Genomic DNA, 25088 nt, shown 5'->3' with positions numbered 1-25088 from the left:
GCTTAACCGCTCCGGGTGGTGTTTTGATCAGGCAAGCGCGGCCGGGTGTCGCGTACCGTAAGTTGTGGCGTGCGCCGTGAACCGCGCATTGGCTGGCCCCCTCCACCCGGTGCGGGTGGGGACGCAGGGCTCAAACGTGAGGAAGGTGGTGTTCCGGTGGTAGGGACGCAACAAGGCGAAGCGGCGTTGACCGATTGGCTGGAGAAGCTCGGTCCAGGGGCGGGAACTGACACCCTCCTGCGCTTTGCCGGGTCGACGTCCAACTGCATCGACATCACCCACACCCACCCCTCCGGACTGGCCCAGTTCCTGGCCGGCCGCCGCACCCGCCTGTCCATGCTGCTGCGCGACGTCGAAGCCTACAACCAGGGCCGCCGCACCGCACGTGCGCTGCGCGCGAAGATCCGTGAACTCTCCGAGGACCGGGGGATCGATGTCGGGTACCTCGCCTCCGGCGTGGCCACCTGGCGTGCCGTGCGGGACGGCCGCTCCGAACAGTTCAGCGCCCCCATCATGCTCGGGCGGATCTCGCTGACCCTGCGCGAGGGGCAGGACGACGACGAGATCCAACTCGCCGGGCGTGCCCAGGTCAATCCCGCCCTGGTCCGGTACCTCCGGGAACAGCAGGGCCTGTCGATCGACGTCGATGCGCTGGAGCAAGCGGCCTACATGACCGCCCGCTTCGACCCCCGCCGGGCCATGGACAGCCTGCGCGAGCAGGTCTCCGACCTTCCCGGCACCGTCATCGAGCACCGCCTGCTCGTCTCCACCTTCGCGGACCTGGCCGACCCGGCCGACCCGTCGCGGATCGACACGACGCATCCGGTCATTTCCCGGCTGTTGGAGGTCGATGCGGGCGAGGAGATCGAGGTCCCCGAGCCCGGGGTCACGGTCCTGAGCAGCGACGAGCGCGAACCGGCCGACGAATCCCTGGTCCTCGATGCCGACGAGAGCCAGCAGGAGGTCCTGGACCTCGTTGGTGCCGGCGAATCGGTCGTGGTTTCCAGCCCGCCCGGCACGGGGCAGACGCAGACTGCGGTGAACGCCGCGGCGATCCTGGCGGGCCAGGGCAAGCGCGTCCTCGTCGTCGCCGAGCGCCGGGACACCGCCCGCAGCCTGAACGAGAAGCTGGCCGAACTGGACCTGGCCTCGATGGCCCTGCGCCTGTCCCCGGAGGTCGGACCCGAGGAACTCCGAGCCCAATTGACCCAGGCCATCCTGCGCAACGAGCGGGCCACCGAACCCCAGCTGGGCAAGCTGCACCAACGCCTCACCGAACACCGCCACGCCTTGCTGGACCACGTGAACTCGTTGCACAACGTGCGCAGCCGCTGGAGCTGCTCGCCGTATCAGGCCATGCAGGAACTGGCGCGGCTGACAGCGATGGACCCGGCCCCGTCGACGTCGGTGCGGCTCAAGCGCTCGGTACTCGACAGCATCAGCGACCGCGGGGAGACCGCCGTCCGGCTGGCCCGCGCCGCCGAGGTCGGCAGCTTCACCCGGGCGACCACCCTCAGTCCCTGGTACGGGGCGCGTCTGCGCAACCGCCGCGAAACCGACGACGCGCTGGCCATCGCCTCCAGCCTGGCCGAGGACCTGCCGGACCTGCACCGGCGGATGCTCACCGTCGCCGAGCACTCCGAGATCACGCTGGGCACGACCTTCGCGGAGTGGGGTGCCCAACTCGACCTGCTGGTGGCCGTGCGCGGCAGCCTGGACAAGTTCGAACCCGACATCTTCGACCGTTCGGTCGAAGATCTCATCAGTGCCACGGCCAGCACCTCCTGGCGGCGTGAACGCGGGATCGAGATGAGTTCGATCACCCGATCGCGGTTGCGCCGGGTGGCCAAGGAATACGTCCGGCCCGGCGTGCACATCTCCGACCTGCATTCCTCCATCGTCGAGGTCCAGCAGCAGCGCGAGATGTGGAACCGCTACGCCACGAGCCAGCGCCACCCCAAGGTGCCCACCGGCCTGCTCGAGCTCGACAAGGCCTACCGGGACGCCGGCGATCGTCTGGAACACCTGGTGCAGGCCCTGGCCCCGGCCAGCGACCTCGGGGAAATGCAGCACCTGGCCATCGAGGAACTCGAGGCCCGGCTGCAGGCGCTGGTCGACAGCGAGGAAGCCCTGCACGTGCTGCCCGAACGGACCCTGGTCCTGGAGCAGCTGCGCGAGCAGGGACTCGGCGAATTGCTCGATGACCTGGCCGCCCGCGAGGTCGGCGCCGCCGAGGTCGCCGCCGAACTGGACCTCGCCTGGTGGCAGTCCGCCCTCGAAGCCATGATCAGCGGCGACGAATACCTGGCCATGTCGGACGGGGCGAGCCTGCGCCGTCTCGAAGCCGAATACCGGCTCGCCGACAATGCGCACATCGCCTCCGGTGCCTCCCGGCTGCGGTGGCAGTTGGCCCTGCGGTGGAAGGCCGCGTTGGCCGACCACCGGGCCGCCTCCCGGGAATTGCGCATGATGCTCAAGGACGGCGAACCGGGCCTGGAGGACCTCGCCGGCCTCGGCGTCGGTCTGGTCAACGCCCTGGTGCCCGTCTGGGTGGGATCGCCCCTGCTGATCCCCGCCGTCGTCCCGGTGGACGTCGAGTTCGACGCCGTGATCCTGCTGGACGCCGACGCCTTGTCGCTGCGCTCGGCGATCGGTTCGATCAGCCGCTCCGGGCAGGTCATCGCGTTTGGCGACGCCATGCTGGGCAAGCCGCGCGGCTTCCACGTCTCCGTGGACCCGACCGCGTCCGCCCGGGAGCCGCGGGAACCGGCCAGTACCTTCGAGGTCCTGTCAGCAGTGTTGCCGCTGCGCCGGCTGCGCACCGTCTACCGCGGCGTGGACGAGGGGCTCACCGAATCCCTCGGGCGCGCCTTCTATTCCGGCTCGCTCCACCGCCTTCCCGCGGCACGCGCCATGTCCGACGGCACCCCGTCCTTGTCGGTGGACTATGTTCCCGACGGCACCGGGATGCCCGGTGCCGGAGCCGAGGGCGTGGAGACGACCGTCGCCGAGGTTAACCGGGTCGTGGACCTGGTCTTCAGCCACGTCCGGCGTCGCCCGCACCGTTCGCTGGCCGTGATCGCCGCCAACCAGCGCCACGCGGCCCGCATCGCGGAGGCCATCTCGCTGCAACTGCCCAACTACCCTTGGGCGCAGGACTTCTTCAAGGGCACGACCGAGCCCTTCCAGGTCTCCTCCGTCGAACGGGCCCACGGGCTGGTCCGCGACGCGGTCATCTTCTCGCTGGGCTTCGGGCGGACCCCGCACGGCAAGAGCCTGCACGAATTCGGCCCGCTGTCCTCCGACCGCGGCGACGAGTTGTTCGTCACCGGGGTCACCCGCTCGCGCGATTTGCTGCACCTGGTCAGCGCCGTGGCACCCGAGGACCTGGACCTGGACCGGGTGGCCAGTGGTGCGAGGCAGTTCATCGAGCTCGTCGGACGGGTCCGCTCCGGCGAATCCGGGGTCACCGGCGATGGCCATCCGCTGGAGGATCCGCTGGTGGCGGACCTGAAATCACGGCTCGAGGCGGCCGGAGCCAGCGTGAAGCAGCGCTACCGCGGGGTCCTGGACCTTGCCGCCCAGGCCTCGGACACCTCCGACGGGGCCCAACTGCCGCTGGCGGTTGTCTCCGACGGGACCGATGCCTATCGCCAGATGACCGTGCGTGAGCGCAGCCGCCTGCGTCCCCAGCTGCTCGAGGCCATGGGGTGGCGTTACATCCCGCTGTGGACCATCGACGTGTTCTCCGATCCGGCGAGGATCGCCACGAAGATGGCCCGCCTGCTGGGCCTGGAGGACGACACCGACACCATCGTGAACCGGGAGGGCGACATGGAACCTGGACAGCCGGGACGACGCAAGGCCGTCGGCGTGGACGCCACGGACGACCGGGCGGGGGAGCCGGCCGGCCGGCACGCCGCGGGTTCCGTGTTGCCAAACCGTGCGGCGGACGACGACCCGAAACGCTGGGGCGACCGCGAGGAAGACCACGACCAGTGGCTGCGCGAACAGCGGCCACCCCACTGGGGTTGAACCCCTCACCCGGGGCCGACCAGCACCAGGAAGATCTTCCCGCGCGCGGCGGCCCCGGCGAGCTCCGCCGAATCCTGCCGTGAAGCGGCCACGACCACCATGCCCGCCGCGTCCCCGGCATCCAGCCACGACCCGGCGGACCCGGTGGGGACCCACAACACCGGAACGCGCTCGGCGATGACCGTCGAATCCACGGCCCGCTCGTAGCCGTTGCCCTGGCTGAGCACCACGTCGACGAGTTGCCCCGGCGAGAGCAGCCCGATGGTCTCCGTGTCGCTGGGACGCACCGGAACCGCGACAGTCCCCGGCGCCGAACCGGTCAGCAGCCCGGGCCCCACCAGCATGGTCGATCCGACGGGTGAACCAGCGGCCAGCGGGATGGCCAGCTGCTGGCCGGTGGCGGATCCCACGGAATCCAGGACATCGGGCGGCAGCGCCTGGTCGGCCAGCTGGGCGATGCGCAGCGAACCCTCGTCCAGCACGGCCCCGGAGGGCAGGTCGCGGTCGGCGACGACGACCGGAACTCTTTCGGTGTGCTCGGGGGCCAGGGCGGACAGCGACGACGCGACTGCCAGGGCGGCGAGCACCGCGGCCAACGGGCGGCGGTAGACGGCCAGCACCTCGCGCCAGGAGCGCCGGTACCGGGAGGGGCGGTCATGGGGCCGGGCAAATCGGCGGCGGGAGCTCATCCCCCCAGTGGGCCACAGCAACCACGCGTGCGGTGCCCGGCACCCGATCGGTGGGGGACAAACCGGCCCCGGGGACGGACCGGCCGCCGCTGTGGGGGGTACGTCAGGAGGAGGTGGAGACCTTCTCGCCAGCGGTGCTCGACGAGGTCGTCGCGGGACTGGAGGAGGTCGAGCCGGCGGAACCGCTGTCCGATGACGCTGACTTCGCCGATGCCGTGGCAGGGGCCGTGGCATTGGAGCTGTTGCGCGAATCGGTGCGGTAGAAGCCCGAGCCCTTGAAGACCACTCCGACGCTGTTGAACTTCTTGCGCAGCATTCCGTGGCATACCGGGCACTCGGTCAGCGAATCCTCGCTGAAGGACTGCACGGTTTCGAATGCGTGGTTGCACTCCTTGCAGGCATAGGCGTAAGTGGGCATCGTGTTCCTTCGTTGCACTGGTCTCGGCGGAGGACCCGGGAGGTCCCGCGGCGTCGTCTTGGCACTCGCATCCACCGAGTGCCAATTCTACCTCATGGTGCCAGCGGATCACCGATCCAGGTGATCCCCGCCGCCGTGAGCACCCCGTCCACCGGCTGGTCGTGGGGACCGACCTCGAACGTGCCGGGCGGAACCAGTTCGTGTTCGTAGACCATGGCCAGCAACACCGGTGGCCGCGACAAGGTGCGCAGCGAGGCGATGAACCGGTCGTAGTAGCCGCCGCCCTGTCCGAGCCGGCCGCCGGCCGGGTCAACCACCTGGGCCGGAACCAGCACCACGTCGACGTCTTCCATCACCGCGAGCGGGTGGCGTTCGCCGACCGGCTCGTCGATGGGCGCCACGGTGGCCCGCGCCATGGGGACCCCCGGATACCAGTCCGCCCAGGACAACCGGCGCTCGGGCTCGCAGATGGGCACGAGGACCCGGTGCCCGCGGCGGTGCAGCTCGGCCAGCATTTCCCCGGTCGGGGGCTCGGCCCCGTAGGAGAGGACCGAGGTCAGGGTGCGCGTCCCGCCGTCGTGCCCGAGCCAGTCGAAAAGGTTCCGGCGGATGCCCGCGGCCTCGAGGCGTCGTCGTTCCGGGTCCATTTCCCGGCGCAGGGAACGGAAATGCGTGCGGGCCGCCGCCTTTGACATGGTCTCCACCCCTCGATCGTAGGCCAGGGCACCCCGGTGGCGGATAAGCTGGCGGCATGGAATTCGGGACCGGTTCATGGCCGGTGACTCTGGAGAGCGGCGACCTGCTGCTGCGGCCGTTGCGGTACCGGGACAAGGCCGAGTGGATGGCGCTCAAGCGCCGCAATGCCGAATGGCTGCAACCCTGGGAGGCATCGGCACCGGTGGCCGGGGGAGCGCTGCCGACCTACCGCGAGATGGTCTCCTCGCTCAACCGCCAGGCCCGGGCCGGGTTGACCCTGCCGTGGGTGGTCGCGCTGCGCGTGGGGCCGCGGCGCGAACCGATGATGGTCGGCCAGCTCACCGTCTCGGGCATCATGTGGGGTTCGGCACTGAACGCCTCGCTCGGGTACTGGATCGACGCCGCCCAGGCCGGCCGGGGGATCACCCCGCACGCCGTCGCCCTGGCCACCGACTACTGCTTCGGCACCCTGGGGCTGCACCGCATGGAGATCAATATCCGCCCGGAAAACACCTCCAGCCTGCGCGTGGTCGACAAGCTCGGCTTCCGCGACGAGGGCGTGCGCGAACGCTTCCTGCACATCAACGGGGCCTGGAGCGACCACCGGACGTTCGCGTTGACCACCGAGGAGGTCCCCGGGGGGCTGCTGCAGCGCTGGCTCGCCGACGGCGCCACCCGCTGAAGCGCACGTCAGCGCGGGGAAGGTGAGGCGAAACCGGGCGGACACACCGGGGTCAATGCCGCCCGTGGTGGGCTGGGCCACGTAACCTCGGGGAGGTGGACATCCAAGTCGAAAGCTCAGTGGTCCTGGCGGCCATGATCGCCGTGCTGCTCGCCTTCATCGTCCCCTCGATCATCCGCCGCGGCCAGCACCAGGCCGAACCCGCCCTGGCCTTGGCCGAGGCGCCGGGCGGGGCAGCCGAGGGTTCGTCCACCATCGACTTCACCATCGCGGACCCCGCGGTGGCAGCACGCACCACCGAACAGCACGAGCCCTCACGCCCCCGGAGGAACACCATGGCAACCCCCGCACGGTCACGGACCGCCGCACCGCAGCAGGCACCGTTCCGGATCAAGTACGACCGGCTCGGCGTCGCGTTGGCCGGCGTCCTGGCCGTCGTCGTGCTCGTGGCCGGTGGCGTCCTGGCGCCGTTCGGCGTGGTGTCCGGTTTCGTCCCGCTCGTTGCGGCGATCGTCCTCGCCGGGGCGTTCATCGGCCTGCGTGCCCTGGCCGTGCGCGACCGCCGCCGCAAGGTCCTGGCCCGCATGGAGGCGGTCTTCCACGAGGCGATGCACACCGCCCCCGCCGAACCCGTCGTCCGCCGCACCGCCACAACGGTCTTCGACGCCCGCGAGCACGCCGCCCAGGCGCCGTCCACCCGTAACCTCACCCAGGCCCACGAGCGCACCGCCCCGGCCCCGGCCGCACCGCAGACCTGGGCCCCGGTCGCCGTGCCGAAGCCGACCTACGTCGGCGCCGCCAAGGCCGAACGCCCCGCCCCGGAGCCGCTGCCGGCACCCGAGGAGAAGAAGGCGCAGAAGGTCACCAGCATCCTGCAGGAAACCCGCCTGGCCGAACACAGTGCGCGCCTGGCCGAAACGGCAGAACACGGCGATGCGGCCGAGGCCACCGCGCGGATCCCCGAGGCCCCGGCCCGCCGCCAGGCACCGCAGACCGGCGGCATCAACCTCGACGCCGTCCTGCAGCGCCGCCGGGCCTGAGACGCCCCGCCCTGAGCCGAGCACCCGCCGATGCCCCTGCAGCCCGGTTGGAGCGACGCGGCCCAGGCCGATGCACTGGCCGCCCACGCCCTCGAGCTGATCGAGGGCGCCTGGGGCGCACGCCTGGGCCCGCATGAACTGGCCACCGCCCGCCAGGTCCAGTTCCAGCTGCGCCCCGGTGCCGGAACCAGCATCGTCTTCTCGCTGCGCCACGGCACCACCGAACGCTTCATCGGCCTGACCACCGAGGTGCTCGACACCCCTGCCGGACCCCGGTTGCGGCACCTCCAGCTCCCGGCCGGCAGGCCGCGCGGCGGACCACCCGGCGGACCGCCCAGCGGTAGCGCGTCCGCCGGCCCGCTGCGCGTGGCCAGCTGGCTGCATCCCCACGACCCCCGGCTGCCCGGCCTGCCCCACGCCGGAGTCGCCGCCGAGGCCGAACGGATCTGGGGCGACGGCGACCGGCTGACCCGGCTGCGGACCGTCACCTACCGCCCGCTGCGCCGGGCCGTGTTCCGTGCCGACTTCTCCACGCCCGGCCCCGTCGTCGCCACCCGGCGCGTCTACCTCAAGGCCATGCGACCGGAACCGGCCCGGGACCTGGAGCTACGCCACCGGCTCCTGGCCGACGCGCAACTGCCCGTCGCGCCGGTGCTGGGGAAGGTCGTGCACGGCGTCGTGGCCACGGCGGGGATGCCCGGGGATGCGCTGTCCACGTTCCTGCGGTACGACGGCGGTGGGCAGCTGGATCCGCTGGGGCTTCTCCGGCTGTTGGACCGGCTGCCCCAGACGGTGCTGGCGTTGCCGCGGCGGCCGTCCTGGTCCGACCGGCTCGCCCGCTACGCGGGGGCGGCCGCCACGGCGCTGCCCGGCCAGGATGCCGTCATCGCCGGGTTGTCCGATCGGCTGCGCGGGCTGATCGACTCCCGTGATCCGGGGCCGGTGGTGCCGGTGCACGGGGACTTCTACGAGGCCAACGTGTTGATGGCCGACGGCGTGGTCTGCGGACTGCTGGACCTGGACTCGGTCGGTCCGGGGCACCGGGTCGATGACCTGGCGTGCCTGCTCGGGCACCTGGCCGTGTTGCCGGCGCTCGGCGGCGGCTATGCGGGGATCTGGGAGACCATCGAGCGCTGGGGTTCCACGTTCGGCGACACCGTCGATGAGCGGGCGCTCTACGCGCGGGCCGCAGCGGTGGCCGTCTCCCTGGTCGCCGGGGCGCGGCGACCGGGCGTGGGCTCCTGGACGCGGTCGGCGCAGGCCCGCCTGGACGCGGCCCAGCGGTTGGCGGAGCTGGCCGGCTAGCGGGTTCCGCCGGCCGGGCCGTCCTCCGGGCCAGCCTCCCCGCCCTCCGGGCCACCCTCCCCGTCGTCGTCGGCGTCCTGCCCGTCTGTGTCGTCGATGTCCTCCCCGTCGTCGGTGTCCTGCCCGTCGGCTTCCTGCGCCTCGAGCAGCGACCGGTTGGCCAGGTCCGCCGCCTCCTTGGCCTGAACCGGCAACCCCAGGGAGACCAGCACCTCCGCGAGGCCGCGTTGGGCCGCATAGAAGTGGGCGACGCTGTCGCGGTGCTCGGCGGCGATCAACCGGTACATCCGCGCGGCCTCGTCCCCGCGATCGGTTTGCGAGAGCACGTGGGCCGCAAAGAGCTCGGCGTTGCCTGCCCCATCGGTGTCCTCCGACGTCTTGAACCGGTCGGCCGCCTCCAGGGCCGCGGCGACGGCCTCCGTGGCGTAGCCCAGTGCCCACAGCGAGCGCGCCCGGGTGTCGCGGAAATCGGCCTGGTGCCAATCCGCCCCGTCCTCGTCCGCCAATTCGATGGCCTCGCCCAGGATCACCAGGCCGGCCGGGTCCCCGCTTTCGGCCAGCGCATGGCCGTAGGCGTGCAGGGCCACGGGCAACACCGTCGGGTCGTCCTCCGTCACCCGTGCCAGCTCGGTGGCCCGGGCGAAGTGCGCCAGGCAGGCCGAGGGGTCTTCGGCATCGGTGAGCAGGGTCCCGGCACTGAGGTGGGCCCTGGCGGCATCCCCGGGAAGGCCGGAGCCTTCGAACCCTGCGGCTGCCTGCTCCCAGGCCCGCAACGCATCCTCCTCGCGTTCCTGGTGGCGCAGGCAGTGGCCCAGCGACATCAGGGCCCGGGCGGCGTCGTCGTGCCGTCCCCTGGCCTCCAGCAGGACGGACAGCGACTCCAGCACCTCTTCGGCCAGCAGGAACTCCTCGGCCTCGAGCAGCTGGTTCCCCAGCGCCAGGCGGACGGCCCAGGTCTCCTCGAATTCGCCGCGCTCGGCTTGTTCGACGGCGATGCGCCAGGCGGTGATGGCCGCGTCCTGGTCCAGGTCGGCCGAGGCGAAGTTCGCCACCAAGGCCGCGGCCGAGACTGCACCGCGGCGCACCCCGGTGGCCGCATAGAGGGCGAGGGCCTCCACCGCGCAACCCTCGGCCTCTACCGGGTGGCCCAACTCGTGGTGGCAGGAGGCCTTGACCATCCAGATGGCCGCGCGCATCGCCCGGTTCATGTCCAGCGCCAGCAGGCGGTCGGCCGCCTCGAGGGCAGGCTGTTGTTGGCCGGATTTGGCGTAGCCGTGGGCGAGGTAGAGCAGCGCCCCGGCCTCGCTTTCGGGCCGGCCGCCGTCCCGGTAGTCGTCGGCGCAGGCCGCCAGTTCGGTGAGGGCCTCCTGGTCGCCCTCCTCGAAGCGCACGACGGCCAGCGGCAGCCGGGCGTCGGCCAACACGTGGGCGGGGGCTCCGGCGGCGGCATGGGTGGCCAGGGCGGCCTGCAGGATGGCCGTTTCGCCGGGGCGCGGCTCGCGGAAGAGCAGGCCACCCAGATGTTCCTCGAGGTCTGCCTGGTGCGTCCTGCCCTGGGCGCGCAGCAGCGTGATCCGCTGCCCGGCGGCCGTGTCGGCCGCTGCGGTGTTGCCGTCGAGCTGCTGGACGGAGGCGAGCACGCCGAGCAGTGACAGCGCCGCGTCGACGACCGCCGGGTCCCCGCCGTCCTGGACCTGCGGCAGCACGAGTGCCAGCCCCGCGGTGGCAGCCCGGGCCGCGCCTTCGTGGTCTTCGGAGTAGGCGCGTTCGTACGCCAGCTCCAGCCATCCGTGGGCGTCCGGAGGCGCGGCGAGCGGATCCGGCTGCGGAGTGCCGGAGATCCCGTGCAACCGCTGCGTCAGTGCGGACAAATGCCTGATCCTCCCAAGCTCGGGGTTCCGGTCGTCCCCGGTGGCCGGTCTTGCACCAAGCCTAGTGCCTGGCCCCCGCGGCGAGGTGGCGCAGCAGCGGTTCGGCGCGGTATCCGATGTGCTCGCTCAGTGCCAGCGACGTCTCGGTGCGGATGACCCCGCGCATGCGCAGGATCGAGCGCAGCACGCCCTGCAGGTGGTGGGTGTCCAGGGCGACCACGCGGCACCAGATGTCACCGCGGCCGGAGATCTCATGGACCTCCAGGACCTGCTCCTGCTGGCGCAGCGCGGCGATGACGGCGTCGAGCTCGCGGTGCGAGACCTCGATGGTGATGAAGGCCAGCACGTCGTAGCCCAGCGCGGCCAGGTCGACCTCCCGGCCGCCGGTGCGCAGCACCCCGGCCCGGTCCAGCCGCTTGAGCCGCAATTGCACCGTGTTGCGGGCGACGCCCAGGGTGGTGGCCAGCTCGCCGATCTGCGCCCGCGGCTGCTCGAGCAGGGCGATCACGAGGCGCAATTCCAGTGCGTCAAAAGTAGCCATGATGTGCCCCAGTAGATCACATCCGGGACCAATCCTGATCATTATCGTCAAAGTCGGCGCACTGGACCATCCATTTGGCTCATCGGAACGCAGAATGGTGATTGAAAGGCGACACCGGGACACCCACCGGTGTGGCCGCCAGCCCGAACCACCCCGTGAGGCCACCGTGACCGTCATCAGCGAACTGCGCATGCGCGCCCAACCGGCCAGCAGCACCCGCCCGGGCTGGGATGCCTCCGTGAACGCCCGGCTGGTGCTCACCTTCGCGGCCACGGTGCTGCTGCTCATCGGCGCCAACCTGGCCACCCCGTTGTATCCGCTGCTCCAGGAGCGGCTGGAGCTGGGGCCATTCGCGGTGACACTCGCGTTCTCGTCCTACGTGCTGGCCCTGATGGCCGGCCTGGTGGTCTACGGGCACTGGTCCGATCACATCGGCCGCCGCGCAGCAGTGGTCCTGGCCGTGCTGGTGGGGGTGGTCGGCGTCGTCGTCTTCGGCACCGCTTCCAGCCTGGGCGGTCTGATCCTCGGTCGTATCCTGCAGGGGGCCGCGGTGGCCCTGTGCACCGGGGCGAGCAGCGCCGCACTGCGCGAACTGCTGCCGCGCAACCCCGAATGGGCCAGCCGGTTGACCCTGCTCGCCTCCTCCTCGGGGGTGGCCGCCGGGCCGGTCCTGGGCGGGCTGCTGGGGGCGCTGCCGCACCCGACCCGCACTCCATTCCTGCTGCTGGGCGCCGCCCTGCTCCTGATGCTCATCCCGCTCTGGGCGCTCAAGGCCCGCCCCGCCCTGTCGCCGGCACCCGGGCACGGGGCGGCCAAGGCCCTGCGACCGCGCCGGATCGGTCCGGTCACCGATGCGCGCACCCAGTTCCGCCGCGCGGCTTCCATCGGGTTCCTGAGCTTCGCGCTCTTCGGGTTCGGCCTCTCGCTGGCCCCGCGCTACTTTTCCGACCTGTTCGGGATCGGATCCCTGGCGGGCATCGGGGCCCTGGCCGCACTGACCCTCGCCGCGTCCGCCGCCGCCCAGCTGCTGGGCCGCTCGCACCGGAACCTGCTGCCGTGGGCGCTGGTGGCCATGGCCGGCGGTATCGTGCTGATCGCCGTTTCCGGGTCGATGCGCAGCCTGCCGCTGCTGGTCGCCGCCAGCCTGCTCGCCGGTGCCGGCCAGGGCACCGCCTTCCGGACCGCGTTCAACGACGTGGCACTGGCCGTCGAACCGGCGCGGCACGCTCAGGTGATCAGCACCGTCTACGTCGCCACCTACCTCGGCAGCGCGCTGCCGGTCCTGGGTCTGGGTCTGGTCGCCGGGCTCATCGGCCTGCCGGCCGCCGTGGCCTGGTTCGCCGCGGTCATCGCCGCAGGCTGCCTGACGGTCGCCGCGAGCGTCTTCCGGGACGGGCGGCGCAACCGGCGCTGACGCGCCCGCCGGTGGCCTGTCCGCCGGGGCCTCAGAGCGGTCCGGCCTGGCCCTGCACATGGTCGAACACCAGCGTGGTCTCGGTGTGTCCCACCGCCTCATCGGTCGCCAGGTGGTCCAGCACCCAATCCCGCAGCGCCTCGGTCGAGGGCACGGCCACGTGCAACAGGTAGTCGGTGCCACCGGAAACGTGGAAGAACGAGAGGACCTCCGGCAGCTGCGGCACCCGTCCGGTGAACCGGTCGATCTGCACCCGGTCGTGCACGCGCAGCTTCACCGAGATCAGCGCCTGGACGCTGCGCCCCACCGCCGGCAGGTTCAGCCGTGCGTGGTAGCCCTCGATGATCCCGCGCTCCACCAGCTGGCGCGTGCGCAGCAGCGCCGTCGACGGGGCAATGCCCGCCCGCTGGGCCAGCGCCGCGTTGCTGATCCGCGCATCGGCCAGCAGCTCGGAGATCAGGACGCGGTCGACCTCGTCCAAGGGGGTGTTCGAGGCGGGCTTCTTGGCGGGTGACATGAGGATATTCCACCACACGCGTGCGGTGCGACCGGCACACGCGGGGCTCTGCACAGTACGCTGGGCGAATGAATACTGCGCCCCGGCAACCCGGCACGGGTTTCGATACGCGTCTGGCGGCCTATTGCGTCATCGTGCGCGACTCCAGGATCCTGCTGGCCCTGTGGGACATGCGCCCCACGCTGCCGGGTTTCAGCCCGCGGTGGACGCTGCCCGGCGGGGGAATCGAACTCGGCGAATCGATCGAGGACGGCGCCGTCCGCGAGGTCGCCGAGGAGACCGGGTATGCGGTCCGGCTGACCGGGCTGCTGGACGTCGACGCCGGGCACATCCCCGCCGAGTCCCGGCTGCACCCCACCGAGAGACCCCTGCAGACCGTCGCGGTGCTCTACGGTGCGGAGGTCACCGGCGGCGAACTGGCCTTCGAACGGGACGGCACCACCTCGCAGGCCGGCTGGTTCGACCTCGATGACCTGGCCCGGCTGGAGCGCACCTCACGGGTCGACTGGGCCGTGGGGATCCACCATGACCGTCTGGAGAAGGGCCGCGCATGATCCGCTTCGAACACGTCGACAAGAGCTACGACGGCGGGGCCCCCGCGGTCACCGACCTCACCCTGGAGATCCCGGCCGGCAGCATCACCGTCTTCGTCGGCCCCTCCGGCTGCGGCAAGACCACGTCCCTGCGGATGGTCAACCGCATGGTCGATGCCTCCTCCGGCACCATCGAGGTCGATGGCCGGGACATCGCCGACATCGCCCCGCACCAGCTGCGCCGCTCCATGGGCTACGTCATGCAGGCCGGCGGGCTGATGCCGCACCGCACCATCGCCGAGAACATCGCCACGGTGCCCCGGCTGCTCGGCACCCCCAAGGCCGAAACCCGGCGCCGCGCCGGCGAGCTGCTGGAGACCGTCGGGCTCGACGCCGATGTGGCCAGGCGCTACCCCTCCCAGCTCTCCGGCGGGCAGCAGCAGCGCGTCGGGGTGGCCCGCGCCCTCGCCGCGGACCCGCCCATCCTGCTCATGGACGAGCCCTTCAGCGCCGTGGACCCCGTGGTGCGCGCCGAATTGCAGAACGAACTGCTGCGCCTGCAGGCCCAGCTCTCCAAGACCATCGTGTTCGTCACGCACGACATCGACGAGGCCATCCTCCTCGGCGACCACGTAGCGGTCATGGGCAACGGGGGAGTCCTCCAGCAGTTCTGCCCGCCGGCCGAACTCCTGCGCGCCCCCGCCAACGACTTCGTGGCCCGCTTTATCGGCCGCGACCGCGGCTTCCGCGCCCTGTCCTTCCGGCCCGCCACCGAGCTGCGCTGGGACCGCCCGGAGGGCTACACCGACGAGGACCTCGCCGCCGCCGTGCGGATCCCGCGCGCGGCCAGCGTCCGGGCAGCCCTGGATGCCGCCCTGACCTCGATGTCCGGGTTGGCGCTCGCGGAGGACGACGACGGATCCACCTCAGGTGTACTGGATGCGGCCGAGATCGGACGCCAGATCGGCGGGAGGGAGACGGATGTTGTGGCTTGAGGGGCATCTCGACGAGATCGCCCGCCTGGCCGGAAGCCACCTCGTGCAGTCGATCCTGCCGCTGCTGCTGGCCGCCGTGGTCTCCATCCCCGCCGCCCGCCTCATCCGCTCCAACGGGACGGGCCGCCGCCGTGCACTGCGGCTCGGCGTCGTCCAGCTCAGCGCCCTGCTCTACACCATCCCGTCGCTGGCGCTGTTCGTCGTGCTGCCCTCCATCATCGGCACGCAGATCCTGGACCCGATCAACGTCATCATCGCCCTGACCCTCTACGCCATCGCCCTGCTGGTGCGCAGCGCCGCGGACGCCCTGGAGTCGGTGGACCCGGCGGTGCTGCGGGCCGCCGACGCCATCGGCTATCGGCCCGTGCGCAGGTTTTTTGCCGTCGACCTGCCGCTGTCGCTGCCGGTGCTTTTCCCCGCCTTGCGCGTGGTCTCGGTCAGCAACATCTCGATGGTCAGCGTGGGGGCCCTGATTGGAGTCGAGAACCTGGGCTCGCTCTTCATCGACGGGCTGAACCGCAACTTCCCCTTTGAGATCGGGGTGGGCATTGTCGCGACCCTGCTGCTGGCCCTGCTGATGGACCTGGTCCTGGTACTGCTCCAACGGGCCCTCACCCCCTGGGAACGGGCCCGTCGCGGTCCGCGCCGGGCCCGGTGGGTGGCGGCATGAGCGCCGTCGCCTTCGTGGCCGCGGCGCTGCCCGGGAATGTGCATCTGCCCGCTGCCGGGGCCTTCGGTGGTGTGGGCGAATGGCTGTCCCGGCCCGGTACCCTGTCCGGCCCCGGCAGCATCCCCACCCGGCTGGTCGAACACCTGGCCTACACCGGCATCACGCTGGCCATCGCCATGGCGATCGCGGTGCCCATTGGGCTCCTCGTCGGGCACACCGGAAGGGGCCGTGTCGCCGTGATCGCCGGCTCCGGGATGCTCCGCGCATTGCCGACGCTGGGCATGGTCACCCTGTTCATCCTTCTCTCCGGCACGTTGGGGATCATGCCGCCCATCTGGGCCCTGGTCATCCTGGCCGTTCCCCCGCTGCTGGCGGGAATTTCCGCGGGAATTTCGGCCGTCGACCCCACGGTGGTCGATGGCGCACGGGCCATGGGCTTGACGGAATTCCAGGTCCTCCTGCGGGTCGAAGTACCCAACGCCCTGCCGGTGTTGATGGGGGCCCTGCGCCTGACAGTGCTCCAAGTCGTCGCCACGGTCGCCGTCGTTTCGGTGATCAACCTCGGCGGTCTGGGACGCTATCTCATCGACGGAATCGCCGTCCGGGACTACCCCCAGGTCCTGGGGGGTGCAATAGTCATCACGGTATTGGCTATTGTGGTGGATGCGCTACTGGCGCTGGTCCAACGGATTGCCGTCTCGCCCGGATTGAAAACCCACTCAGGAGGAACTTCATGACACCGCCCGCCCCCAAGCGCCGTCCGAAGCACCGGTTGGCCATTACCGCTGCCTTTGGAATCGTCGTCGCCCTGGGCCTCTCGGCCTGCAGCGGATCCGACCCACTGGCCGGGGATTCCTCGCAGGCCTCGGGATCCGGAGCGGACCGGCCCCTGGTGGTTGGATCGGCCAAGTTCCCGGAAAGCGAGATCATCGCCGAGATCTACGCTGGCGCCCTGAATGGTGCCGGCATCGACGCGACCACCAAACCAGGTATCGGTGCCCGGCAGGCCTACATCGGTGCAGTGAAAGACGGATCGGCCGACATCGTGCCCGACTACACGGGCAATCTGCTGCAGTTTTTCGACAAGAACACGACCGCTGTCACAGCGGGTGAAATCAAAACCGCACTCAAAGAGGCCACCCCCGAAGGTCTCGGAGTTCTCGAGGCCTCCGAAGCCGAAGACAAGGATGCCATGGTCGTGACGGCGGCGACCGCGAAGAAGTACGATCTGGAGTCCATCTCCGACCTGGCCAAGGTCTGCGACCAGCTCGTCTTCGGTGCACCACCGGAGTTCAAGAAGAACTCGTACGGGCTGCCCGGGTTGAAGGAGAAGTATTCGTGCGTACCCAAGTCGTTCGAACCCATTGACGACGGTGGCGGCCCTGTGACCGTGAAGGCGCTCATCTCCAACGAGATCCAGGTTGCCGACATCTTCACCACCAGCCCGGCGATCAAGGACAACGGGTTGGTCGTGTTGGAGGATCCGGAAAACGCATTCATCGCCCAGCAGGTCGTGCCCCTGGTCAACACCGAAGTCGTCGGCCAGCCGGCGGCCGACGTCCTCAACAAGGTCTCCAGCGAGCTGACCACCGATGACCTGATCGAACTCAACGGGTACGTCTCCGGGGACGCGAAGCTCGACCCCTCCGAGGCCGCAGCGCAGTGGCTGAAGGACAAGGGCCTGGCCGGCAAGTAGGCCGGCGCCAATACGACAGATCATGTCGCGGCACCGTGCGGTCAATTCCCGGCCGTGCGGTGCCGTTGTCATATGCTGGGCCAATGCCAGAGTTCAAGCAGTCCAACAAGCTCCACAACGTCCTCTACGACATCCGGGGCCCGCTGCTTGAACACGCCCAGCGCATGGAGGCCGAGGGCCACCGCATCCTGAAGCTGAACATCGGCAACCCGGGGCTCTTCGGGTACGAGGCCCCGGACGCGATCCTCGTGGACATCATCCGCAACCTGCCCCAGGCCCAGGGGTACTCGGATTCGCGCGGCATCTTCTCCGCCCGCACCGCCGTCTCGCAGTACTACCAGACCCGTGGCATCCAGACGATCGGCGTCGACGACGTCTACCTGGGCAACGGGGTCTCCGAGCTGATCACGCTGAGCCTGAACGCCTTGCTGGACAACGGCGACGAGATCCTCATCCCCGCCCCGGACTACCCGCTGTGGACCGCGTCGGTCTCGCTGGCCGGGGGCACCCCGGTGCACTACCGCAACGTCGAGGAGGAGGGCTGGCTGCCCGACCTGGAGGACCTCGAGGCGAAGATCACCCCCCGCACCAAGGGCATGGTCATCATCAACCCGAACAACCCCACCGGTGCCGTCTACCCCCGGCACGTCATCGAGGGCATGCTCGAGCTCGCCCGCAAGCACGGGCTGATCGTCTTCTCCGATGAGATCTACGAAAAGATCCTGTACGACGACGCGGTGCACTACAACACGGCTGCGCTGGCCGACGACGTGCTCATCCTGACGTTTTCCGGGTTGTCCAAGGCCTACCGGGTCTGCGGCTTCCGTGCCGGCTGGATGGCGATCTCCGGTCCCCGGCACCTGGCCGCGGACTACATCGAGGGCATCAACCTGCTCACCAACATGCGCCTGTGCGCCAACGTCCCGGCACAGCACGCCATCCAGACCGCCCTGGGCGGCTACCAGTCGATCAACGACCTGATCCTTCCGGGCGGACGGCTCAAGGAACAGCGCGACATCGCCTACCGCATGCTCAACGACATCGAGGGCGTCTCGGTCCAACAGGCCAAGGGGGCGATGTACTTGTTCCCGAAGCTGGACCGCGAGGTCTTCCGGTTCGAGGACGATGAACAGTTCGCCCTGGACCTGCTCAAACAGCAGAAGATCCTCATCTCCCATGGCCGGGCGTTCAACCTCATCACCCCCGACCACTTCCGGCTGGTCACCCTGCCCTCGGTCCGCGATCTGGAGGAGGCCATCGGCCGGATCGCGGAGTTCCTGGACGACATCCGCCGCTGACGGCGTTCACCCGGGGATGGCATAGTGGTGCCCACCGGCGGACGCCCCGCCGGCATGGGCAACCGCAAAGGGGCCACAGGTGGGCAAGAAGAAGAAGAAGACCGAGGACTTTCCCGGGGCCGCATATGGGTTCACCCACCCCGCCTCGACCGTGTTGCGTGCCGGCCGCGGCTTCTCGCTGCAGGACACCGATCCCGGCGGAAAACCGGGGTTTCCCGGCAAGAAGTCAGCGGGACGAAAGGCCCTCGCCGCCGCCGACGAACGCCTGGACGAGCTCCAGGAACGCCTGTTCGCCCAGGCCCGCGGTGGCGACGAACCGGCACGGGTCCTACTGGTCCTCCAGGCCATGGACACCGCCGGCAAGGGCGGAATCGTCCGGCACGTGATCGGCACCGTCGACCCGCAGGGCGTCCAGCTCCACGGTTTCAAGGCCCCGACGGCGGCCGAGGCACGCCACGACTTCCTGTGGCGGATCGAACGCCGGCTTCCCGCGGCCGGCATGATCGGCGTCTTCGACCGCTCGCACTACGAGGACGTGCTCATCGGCAGGGTCCGCTCGCTGGCCACGCCCGGCGAACTGGAACGCCGGTACGGGGCCATCCGCGAGTTCGAGCAGCGCATCGCCGACGCGGGCACCCGCATCATCAAGGTCATGCTCCACATCTCGCCCGAGGAGCAGTACCAGCGCCTGGCCGAACGGCTGCAGAGGCCGGACAAGTACTGGAAGTACAATCCCGGGGACATCGACGAGCGCCTGCTGTGGGACGACTACATGCAGGCCTACGAGCGGGCCATCCGGGAAACGGACGCCGACCATGCGCCCTGGTACGTCGTGCCGGCCAACCGCAAATGGTATGCCCGGGTGGCGGTGCAGCACCTGCTGCTGGAGTCGCTGGCCGGCATCGACCCCCAGTGGCCGGCAGCGGAGTTCGACGTCGACACCGAGCGCCAGCGGCTGGACGATGCCCGGGACGTCGACTGACGTCGGAGCGGGTCAGCCGGCGTCCGTCCGGTTCCAGAATTGGTGGACCAGTCCGCTCGGCGAGGCCACCGACTCGACGGTGAAGCGGTCCTCGACGCCGGGGAGCCCCTCCCAGAGTGACACCCCCGAGCCGAGGACGACCGGGAGCATCACGAGATGCATGAAGTCGACCAGGTCCGCGTCCAGGAACTGGCGGATGGTCGAGGGCCCGCCGCCAAGGCGGACATCGCCGCCGCCGGCGGCCTCACGGGCCAGGGCGAGCACCTCGTGGGGCGTACCGTCCACGAAGTGGAAGCTGGTCCCGTTGGGGAAGTCCATCGGTGCCTGGGGATGGTGGGTCATGACGAACACCGGGGTGTGGAACGGCGGCTCGTCCCCCCACCAGCCGCGCCACCCGTCGTCGGGCCACTCCCCGGACTGCGGGCCGAACTTGCGCCGGCCCATGATCTCGGCGCCGATGCCCTGGCCCCACAGGCTCGTCAGGGCACGATCGACGGTGATCGGAGCGTCCGCGTGGTGGACGCCGTCGATGACCCGGCCATCGAACCGGGAAAAGAGCACGCCCGCCCCGCCGATGGGCTCGTCGAAGGTCACGTGCCCGCCGGCTGCAAAGCCGTCGAGGGAGATGTTCAAGTTGTGCACCCGCGTACGGAACATGCCGGCTCCTCGTCGTTGGTTGGGCCAAGGCTACAGCGGGGAACCGGCGGGAACCAGTGCAACCCTCAGTTGCCGGTCGTCGCCTCCGTGGCGTCGCCGCGGCCGGCCCGGTCGCGGGCGGCGTCGAGTCGTGCGCGGGCGCCTTCCAGCCAAGCCTCGCAGCGCGCGGCCAGCGCCTCGCCGCGTTCCCAGAGGGCCAGGGATTGTTCCAGGCTGGCGCCGCCGGCCTCCAACTGGGAGACGACGGCGACCAGCTCCTCGCGCGCCTGTTCGTAGCTGAGCCCGGCGATGTCCGCGTTGGCCTCGGTATCGGTCATCCTGCTGCCTTCCTGTCTGCCGCCTCCTGGGGATCGTCCTCGGTCGAGAGGACGACGGCGGTGAGCTTGCCGCGGGCCAGCCGGATGGCCAGCCCCGAATCGGTGGGGGCGTCCGCGGGGGAGCGGACCACGGCGCCGTCGGTCGTCTGGACGACGGCGTAGCCACGGTCCAGCGTCTGTTGCGGCGAGAGCGCCCTGACCTGGGCGCGGAGGTGGGCCACGGCGTCGTGCCCGCGGCGCACCAATGTGTCGATGGATCGGTGGGAACGCTCGCGCAACCGTTCCAGGTCCTCGCTGCGCACCACCACCATGCCCTCCGGGTGGGCCAGGACCGGCCGGGTGCGCAGGGACTCGAGCTGTTGCCCGGCCCGGTCGATGAACAGGGCCACGGCGCGGTCCATCCGTGCGCGGGCCTGGTCGATGCCGAGCCGTTCCTCTGCCAGATCCGGGACGATGCGCTTGGCCGCGTCGGTGGGGGTGGACGCCCGCAGGTCGGCGACGTCGTCCAGGATCGGGCGGTCGGCCTCGTGCCCGATGGCGCTGACCACCGGGGTGGCCGCGTCGGCGACCGCCCGGACGAGTTCCTCGGCGCTGAATGGCAGCAGGTCCTCCAGGGCGCCCCCGCCGCGGGCGATGACGATCAGGTCCACCGACGGATCCGCATCCAGTTCACGCAGCGCGGCGATGACCTCGGGGACGGCGTTGACACCCTGCACCGCGGTGTTGCGGACCAGGAAGTCCACGGCCGGCCAGCGCAGCGTGGAGTTGCGGATGACATCCTTCTCGGCGTCCGAGTTCCTGCCGGTGATCAGCCCGATGCGTTGCGGCAGCAGCGGGAGCCGGCGTTTCCGGGAGGGATCGAAGAGCCCCTCCTCGGCGAGGGCGTGCCGGAGGCGCTCCAGCCGGGCCAGCAGGTCACCCAAGCCGACGGGGCGGACGTCGGAGGCGACCATGGAGAGCCGGCCGGTCTTGAGGTAGAGGTTCGGCGCCAGCCGGGCGACCACACGCGAGCCGACCTCGGGCTTGGTCTCCAGGCGCCGCATGACCGAGGACCAGACGTTGACGGAGAGCGAGTATTCGACGTCGACGTCGCGCATGGTGAGGTAGGCGTGGCCATTGCGGACGTTGGCCTCCAGCAGCTGGCCCTCGATCCAGGCTGCCGGAGCGCGCTCGATGTGCTGTTTGAGCTTCTCGGAAAAGACCCGCAACGGCCAGGGGGATTCTGGCGTCGTGTCGCCGGCCATGCGCGGCAGGGTGCCGCCGCCGTCGGGTCGCCGGCCGTCCTCGTCGGGCGGGTTCGGGTTCTCCACTGCGCTTGCTCCCCGGTCTCGTTGCGGCCCGGCTCTCGTCCGGTTCCATGTACATGCATACCAGTAGGCTGGGACAAAAGGCTGCGTCCCGTCGGGCGTGCCGGGTGAAACGACCGTCTGAGGGGGTCCCGTGCGCTTTGCCGCGTCGGCACTGCTGATGGTCCTGGCCTCCCTGCTGGTCCTGGGCGCCGTGACCGGGTCGTTGCTGGACCGGATGGCGCACACACCCGGGCCCGCACGGGAAATCGCCGCCTCCTTGCCGCAAGACCAGGACGTCCGGGCAGCACTTCCGCCGCTGGTCCTGCACGGGATCGTGGATCAGCTCCCTGACGGCGTTCCGGTTCCGGATGCGCTGCAAGGCGTGCTGGAGAGTGCCAGCGCCAAGGCCGTGACGGCGGTTCTGGACAGCAGCGGCTTCCAGCCTGCCTGGCTGGCGAGCGTCGACGCGTCCCGCCGGGCGTATGTGGACCGGTTGGAGGCCGTCCGTACCGGGAACGCGGAGACCGCGACGCCGACCCTGGATCTGGGCCCGCTGGCAACGCAGGGGGTGCAGCGGCTGAAGGACGATGCGGACGGACTGGGCCTGGGGCTGCTGGCCGTGTCGCTGCCCACGGATATCGATGCGTCCGTGGAGTTGGACATCCCGGGGACTGACGCCGCGGGCTCGCTGCGCATCGCCACCGTGGTCTGGGTGGCGGGGTTCTGGGGATGGGCAGTTGTGATCGCGGCATTGGCCGCCGTGGCCGCGATCCTGCTGGCCCGGCCGTGTGCGCGCGGCCCGGTCCTGGTCCTGGGCGGGCTGCTGACCTGCATCTGGGCGATCGTGCTGCTCAACGCTCCCTGGTCGTGGTCGCCACGAGGGGGGAGCCCTCCGGCGCTGCAACCCGGGGAAACCCCCAGCGTGCCGGAGGCCGGCAGATTGCTGGGCCGAGCGGTGCAGGACCACGTCTCCAGCGTCGTGGCCAGCCACCTGGAATCGGTGGGGACATTCTGCCTCATCGGCGGCGGTGCGGTGGTGGTCGCCGGCGTTGTGATCCGACTCATCGAGGACCGGCGCCGAAACGGATAGCATGGATGGCATGTCCATCAGCCCTGCCGTCCCGGTATCCGTGCCCATGCCCCGGGTGCCCCGTCGCCGTCGCTCCCCGGAGGACATCGCCGCAGCCGCACCCGTCGAGGGCCCCAAACGCGTGTTGCTCGCCGCGCCGCGCGGTTATTGTGCCGGCGTGGACCGTGCCGTGATCGCGGTCGAGAAGGCCCTGGAGCACTACGGTGCACCGGTGTATGTGCGCAAGCAGATCGTGCACAACATCCATGTGGTCTCCACGTTGGAGGAGCGTGGCGCGATTTTCGTGGAGGAAACCGACGAGGTCCCGGAGGGCGCCCTGGTCGTCTTCTCGGCCCACGGGGTGAGTCCCGCCGTCGTGCAGTCAGCAGCGGATCGCCAGCTGCGCACCATTGACGCCACCTGCCCGTTGGTCACCAAGGTGCACCGCGAGGCCGTCCGCTTCGCCAAGGCCGACAACCACATCCTGCTCATCGGCCACGAGGGCCACGAGGAAGTCGAGGGGACCTACGGCGAGGCACCGGATAGCACCACGATCGTCAACAACCCGGCCGAGGCCCGGACGGTCGAGGTGGAGGACCCGGACCACCTAATCTGGCTGTCGCAGACCACGCTTTCGGTCGACGAGACGATGGAGATCGTGAACATCCTGCGTGAACGCTTCCCGAACCTGCAGGACCCGCCCAGCGACGACATCTGCTATGCCACGTCCAACCGGCAGGCGGCCATCAAGAAGATCGCCCCGGAGGCGGAGCTGGTCATTGTCGTCGGGTCGGCGAACTCCTCCAATTCGGTGCGGCTCGTCGAGGTGGCCCTCGAATACGGGGCCAAGGACGCCCACCGCGTCGACTTCGCCAACGAGATCGACGAGGGCTGGTTCGAGGGTATCTCCAGCGTCGGCATCACCTCCGGCGCGTCCGTGCCCGAAGTGCTGGTCCGCGAAGTGCTCGACCTGCTGACCGAGTACGGCTTCGGCCCCGCGGAGGAAATCGTCACCGCCGAGGAGGACATCCTCTTCTCGCTGCCCAAGGAGCTGCGCTCCAAGCTCAAGGAAGCTGGCGACTCCTCACGCGGGCTCGGCGGCCACGGTGGCGGCCGCTAGGCGCTTTCGCTGCTCCGGCCGTCTTCCAGCTCCGCCTCCGGGTCCGCGGACAGCAATTCGCTGGCGCTGAGGACCCGCGGAGTCGATTCGAGCGGCGCCACCGACAATCCGGCACCGTCGACCGCGCTCTGCCCGTGGCCGGGGTCGAGGTTCTGTATGCGGCGAACCGAGGGCAGGACCCGCGATTCCAAGGTCCCCACGAAGGAGTTGTACCGTTCAACGCTCGACTTGAGCGAGGAACCCAGCCGAGTGACATGGGATCCCATCGTCCCCAACCGGTTATAGAGCTCCTGGGATTCGTCGAACAGCGCCCGGGCGTTCTCCGTGAGCAGTTCCTGCCGCCACGCAAACGAGAGTCCCTTGAGGATCGAAAGCAGTGTGGCCGGTGCCGCGAGGGCCACATTCCGGGAGAACGCATGGTCCAGCAGGTCTGTATCGCTGGTCACCGCGGCGGCCAGGAACGACTCGGCCGGCAGGAAGCAGACCACCAGCTCGGGGCTGCCAGGAATGGATTCCCAGTACGACTTCGAGGCCAGGTCATCGACGTGGGCGCGCAACGCCTTGGCATGGGCCTCCAATAGCGAACGGCGCTCAGCGTCGCGGGAGGGTTCGGCCAGCAGATCGATCTCCTGCGCCAACAGGTAGGAGTTCAGCGGCACCTTGGAATCAACGGCGATGGATTTTCCGCCGGGCAGCGTGATGACCATGTCGGGACGCTTCCCGGTGGACGTGGTGACCTGCTCGTTGAAGTCCACCCTGGACAGCATTCCTGCGGCTTCGACCACGCGCCGCAACTGCACCTCACCCCAGGTTCCCCGCGCCGAGGTGTTGCGCAGCGCACCGGCGAGCGACGACGTCGTTCTCAGGATGGCCGCGTCCTGTTCGGCCGCCATGCTCAGTTGCTGGCTGAGCTGGCCGTACTGTTCCACGCGGTCGCGTTCCAGGACCGTGACCTGCTGCTGGACCTGGTTGAGCTTTTCGGCCACCGGGGCCAGGACCTGCAGCACCTGGCGGTCCGCGCCCTCGCGGGCGCGATCGGCCTCGGCGCGAGACTGCAGGGACTCCACCTGCCCGCGGGACGTGGCCAACGCCGACTGGGCGGCAGCGAGGTCCTGGGAGGACCGGCGGTTCTCGTCGGTGAGGGCCGCAAAACGGTCGCGGAGCCCCAGCGCCCACAGGCCAGCGGCCCCCAGTACCAGTCCCAATAACAGCGTGAGAGTCGACACAACCCATGCAAAAGCGTCCATGCCCCCA

General features: G+C 70.2%; 24 protein-coding genes. 14 read left to right on the top strand and 10 right to left on the bottom strand.

Features of this window, described 5'->3' with window-relative positions; genetic code table 11:
- Positions 1-186: 186 nt before the first annotated feature.
- The gene (locus AC1MEQ_RS03805) at positions 187-4035 is read left to right on the top strand and encodes a DNA helicase (protein ID WP_479794090.1); all 3849 of its coding nucleotides are present in this window, start codon (positions 187-189) and stop codon (positions 4033-4035) included.
- Positions 4036-4040: 5 nt separating this feature from the next.
- On the opposite strand, the gene cpaB is transcribed toward AC1MEQ_RS03805, so the two are convergent.
- The 3 genes from cpaB to AC1MEQ_RS03790 all read right to left on the bottom strand — a co-directional run bounded on the left by cpaB (position 4041) and on the right by AC1MEQ_RS03790 (position 5837).
- The gene (cpaB, locus tag AC1MEQ_RS03800; protein ID WP_479794088.1) at positions 4041-4724 is read right to left on the bottom strand and encodes a Flp pilus assembly protein CpaB; all 684 of its coding nucleotides are present in this window, start codon (positions 4722-4724) and stop codon (positions 4041-4043) included.
- A 103-nt stretch (positions 4725-4827) separates the two neighbouring features.
- Positions 4828-5142, bottom strand: a complete 315-nt coding sequence (locus AC1MEQ_RS03795) for an FmdB family zinc ribbon protein (RefSeq protein WP_479794086.1) — start codon at positions 5140-5142, stop codon at positions 4828-4830.
- 92 nt (positions 5143-5234) lie between these two features.
- Positions 5235-5837 (bottom strand): 5-formyltetrahydrofolate cyclo-ligase, encoded by a 603-nt coding sequence (locus AC1MEQ_RS03790; protein ID WP_479796044.1) that lies wholly within the window; start codon positions 5835-5837, stop codon positions 5235-5237.
- A 56-nt stretch (positions 5838-5893) separates the two neighbouring features.
- On the opposite strand from AC1MEQ_RS03790, the gene AC1MEQ_RS03785 reads away from it, so the two are divergent.
- From AC1MEQ_RS03785 to AC1MEQ_RS03775, 3 genes are all read left to right on the top strand, one after another.
- Positions 5894-6520 (top strand): GNAT family N-acetyltransferase, encoded by a 627-nt coding sequence (locus tag AC1MEQ_RS03785; protein ID WP_479794084.1) that lies wholly within the window; start codon positions 5894-5896, stop codon positions 6518-6520.
- A gap of 95 nt (positions 6521-6615) precedes the next feature.
- Positions 6616-7560 carry a hypothetical protein gene (locus AC1MEQ_RS03780; protein WP_479794082.1) on the top strand — a complete coding sequence of 315 codons (945 nt, stop codon included), beginning with the start codon at positions 6616-6618 and terminating at the stop codon, positions 7558-7560.
- Positions 7561-7590: 30 nt separating this feature from the next.
- Positions 7591-8865 (top strand): phosphotransferase, encoded by a 1275-nt coding sequence (locus tag AC1MEQ_RS03775; protein WP_479794080.1) that lies wholly within the window; start codon positions 7591-7593, stop codon positions 8863-8865.
- On the opposite strand, the gene AC1MEQ_RS03770 is transcribed toward AC1MEQ_RS03775, so the two are convergent.
- Both AC1MEQ_RS03770 and AC1MEQ_RS03765 read right to left on the bottom strand, forming a co-directional pair.
- On the bottom strand, positions 8862-10736 hold the full coding sequence (locus tag AC1MEQ_RS03770; RefSeq protein WP_479794078.1) for a hypothetical protein: 1875 nt from the start codon (positions 10734-10736) through the stop codon (positions 8862-8864). The two genes, AC1MEQ_RS03775 and AC1MEQ_RS03770, sit on opposite strands and share 4 nt — an antisense overlap.
- A gap of 61 nt (positions 10737-10797) precedes the next feature.
- Entirely contained in the window at positions 10798-11277 is a 480-nt protein-coding gene (locus AC1MEQ_RS03765; RefSeq protein WP_479794076.1) for an Lrp/AsnC family transcriptional regulator, read from the bottom strand.
- 166 nt (positions 11278-11443) lie between these two features.
- Here AC1MEQ_RS03765 and AC1MEQ_RS03760 point away from each other — a divergent pair, with 166 nt between their 5' ends.
- Positions 11444-12691 carry an MFS transporter gene (locus tag AC1MEQ_RS03760; protein ID WP_479794074.1) on the top strand — a complete coding sequence of 416 codons (1248 nt, stop codon included), beginning with the start codon at positions 11444-11446 and terminating at the stop codon, positions 12689-12691.
- Positions 12692-12722: 31 nt separating this feature from the next.
- On the opposite strand, the gene AC1MEQ_RS03755 is transcribed toward AC1MEQ_RS03760, so the two are convergent.
- Positions 12723-13208 (bottom strand): Lrp/AsnC family transcriptional regulator, encoded by a 486-nt coding sequence (locus AC1MEQ_RS03755; protein ID WP_479794072.1) that lies wholly within the window; start codon positions 13206-13208, stop codon positions 12723-12725.
- A gap of 68 nt (positions 13209-13276) precedes the next feature.
- Here AC1MEQ_RS03755 and AC1MEQ_RS03750 point away from each other — a divergent pair, with 68 nt between their 5' ends.
- The 7 genes from AC1MEQ_RS03750 to AC1MEQ_RS03720 all read left to right on the top strand — a co-directional run bounded on the left by AC1MEQ_RS03750 (position 13277) and on the right by AC1MEQ_RS03720 (position 19382).
- Positions 13277-13762: an NUDIX hydrolase gene (locus AC1MEQ_RS03750; RefSeq protein WP_479794070.1), complete on the top strand. Its 486-nt coding sequence runs from the start codon at positions 13277-13279 to the stop codon at positions 13760-13762.
- A complete protein-coding gene (locus tag AC1MEQ_RS03745; RefSeq protein ID WP_479794068.1) occupies positions 13759-14736 on the top strand; it encodes an ABC transporter ATP-binding protein in 978 nt (325 codons plus the stop codon). The genes AC1MEQ_RS03750 and AC1MEQ_RS03745 overlap by 4 nt, the downstream gene beginning before the upstream one ends.
- A complete protein-coding gene (locus AC1MEQ_RS03740; RefSeq protein WP_479794066.1) occupies positions 14723-15406 on the top strand; it encodes an ABC transporter permease in 684 nt (227 codons plus the stop codon). The genes AC1MEQ_RS03745 and AC1MEQ_RS03740 overlap by 14 nt, the downstream gene beginning before the upstream one ends.
- A complete protein-coding gene (locus AC1MEQ_RS03735) occupies positions 15403-16143 on the top strand; it encodes an ABC transporter permease (RefSeq protein ID WP_479794064.1) in 741 nt (246 codons plus the stop codon). The genes AC1MEQ_RS03740 and AC1MEQ_RS03735 overlap by 4 nt, the downstream gene beginning before the upstream one ends.
- Positions 16140-17102: an ABC transporter substrate-binding protein gene (locus tag AC1MEQ_RS03730; protein WP_479794062.1), complete on the top strand. Its 963-nt coding sequence runs from the start codon at positions 16140-16142 to the stop codon at positions 17100-17102. Before AC1MEQ_RS03735 ends, AC1MEQ_RS03730 begins: the two co-directional genes overlap by 4 nt.
- 83 nt (positions 17103-17185) lie before the next feature.
- Complete coding sequence (locus AC1MEQ_RS03725; protein ID WP_479794061.1) at positions 17186-18400, top strand: pyridoxal phosphate-dependent aminotransferase; 1215 nt, start codon at positions 17186-17188, stop codon at positions 18398-18400.
- Between the two features lie 151 nt (positions 18401-18551).
- The gene (locus AC1MEQ_RS03720) at positions 18552-19382 is read left to right on the top strand and encodes a PPK2 family polyphosphate kinase (RefSeq protein WP_479796042.1); all 831 of its coding nucleotides are present in this window, start codon (positions 18552-18554) and stop codon (positions 19380-19382) included.
- A gap of 12 nt (positions 19383-19394) precedes the next feature.
- Here the strand turns inward: AC1MEQ_RS03720 and AC1MEQ_RS03715 are convergent, their stop codons facing one another.
- The 3 genes from AC1MEQ_RS03715 to xseA form a co-directional block, all read right to left on the bottom strand.
- Positions 19395-20039 (bottom strand): dihydrofolate reductase family protein, encoded by a 645-nt coding sequence (locus AC1MEQ_RS03715; protein ID WP_479794059.1) that lies wholly within the window; start codon positions 20037-20039, stop codon positions 19395-19397.
- Positions 20040-20104: 65 nt separating this feature from the next.
- A complete protein-coding gene (locus AC1MEQ_RS03710; RefSeq protein ID WP_479794057.1) occupies positions 20105-20356 on the bottom strand; it encodes an exodeoxyribonuclease VII small subunit in 252 nt (83 codons plus the stop codon).
- Positions 20353-21600 (bottom strand): exodeoxyribonuclease VII large subunit, encoded by a 1248-nt coding sequence (gene xseA / locus AC1MEQ_RS03705; RefSeq protein WP_479796040.1) that lies wholly within the window; start codon positions 21598-21600, stop codon positions 20353-20355. Before xseA ends, AC1MEQ_RS03710 begins: the two co-directional genes overlap by 4 nt.
- Before the next feature lie 196 nt (positions 21601-21796).
- On the opposite strand from xseA, the gene AC1MEQ_RS03700 reads away from it, so the two are divergent.
- Complete coding sequence (locus AC1MEQ_RS03700; RefSeq protein ID WP_479794055.1) at positions 21797-22735, top strand: hypothetical protein; 939 nt, start codon at positions 21797-21799, stop codon at positions 22733-22735.
- A 10-nt stretch (positions 22736-22745) separates the two neighbouring features.
- Positions 22746-23834: a 4-hydroxy-3-methylbut-2-enyl diphosphate reductase gene (locus AC1MEQ_RS03695; protein WP_479794053.1), complete on the top strand. Its 1089-nt coding sequence runs from the start codon at positions 22746-22748 to the stop codon at positions 23832-23834.
- Here AC1MEQ_RS03695 and AC1MEQ_RS03690 read toward each other — a convergent pair.
- Positions 23831-25081, bottom strand: coding sequence for a DNA recombination protein RmuC (locus AC1MEQ_RS03690; RefSeq protein WP_479794051.1), 1251 nt, complete (start codon positions 25079-25081; stop codon positions 23831-23833). The two genes, AC1MEQ_RS03695 and AC1MEQ_RS03690, sit on opposite strands and share 4 nt — an antisense overlap.
- Positions 25082-25088 lie beyond the last annotated feature (7 nt).

The organism is Arthrobacter sp. ASL1, assembly GCF_056680475.1.
The sequence above is the reverse complement of the archived record's forward strand: the minus strand, read 5'-3'. Positions and strand labels throughout refer to the sequence as shown.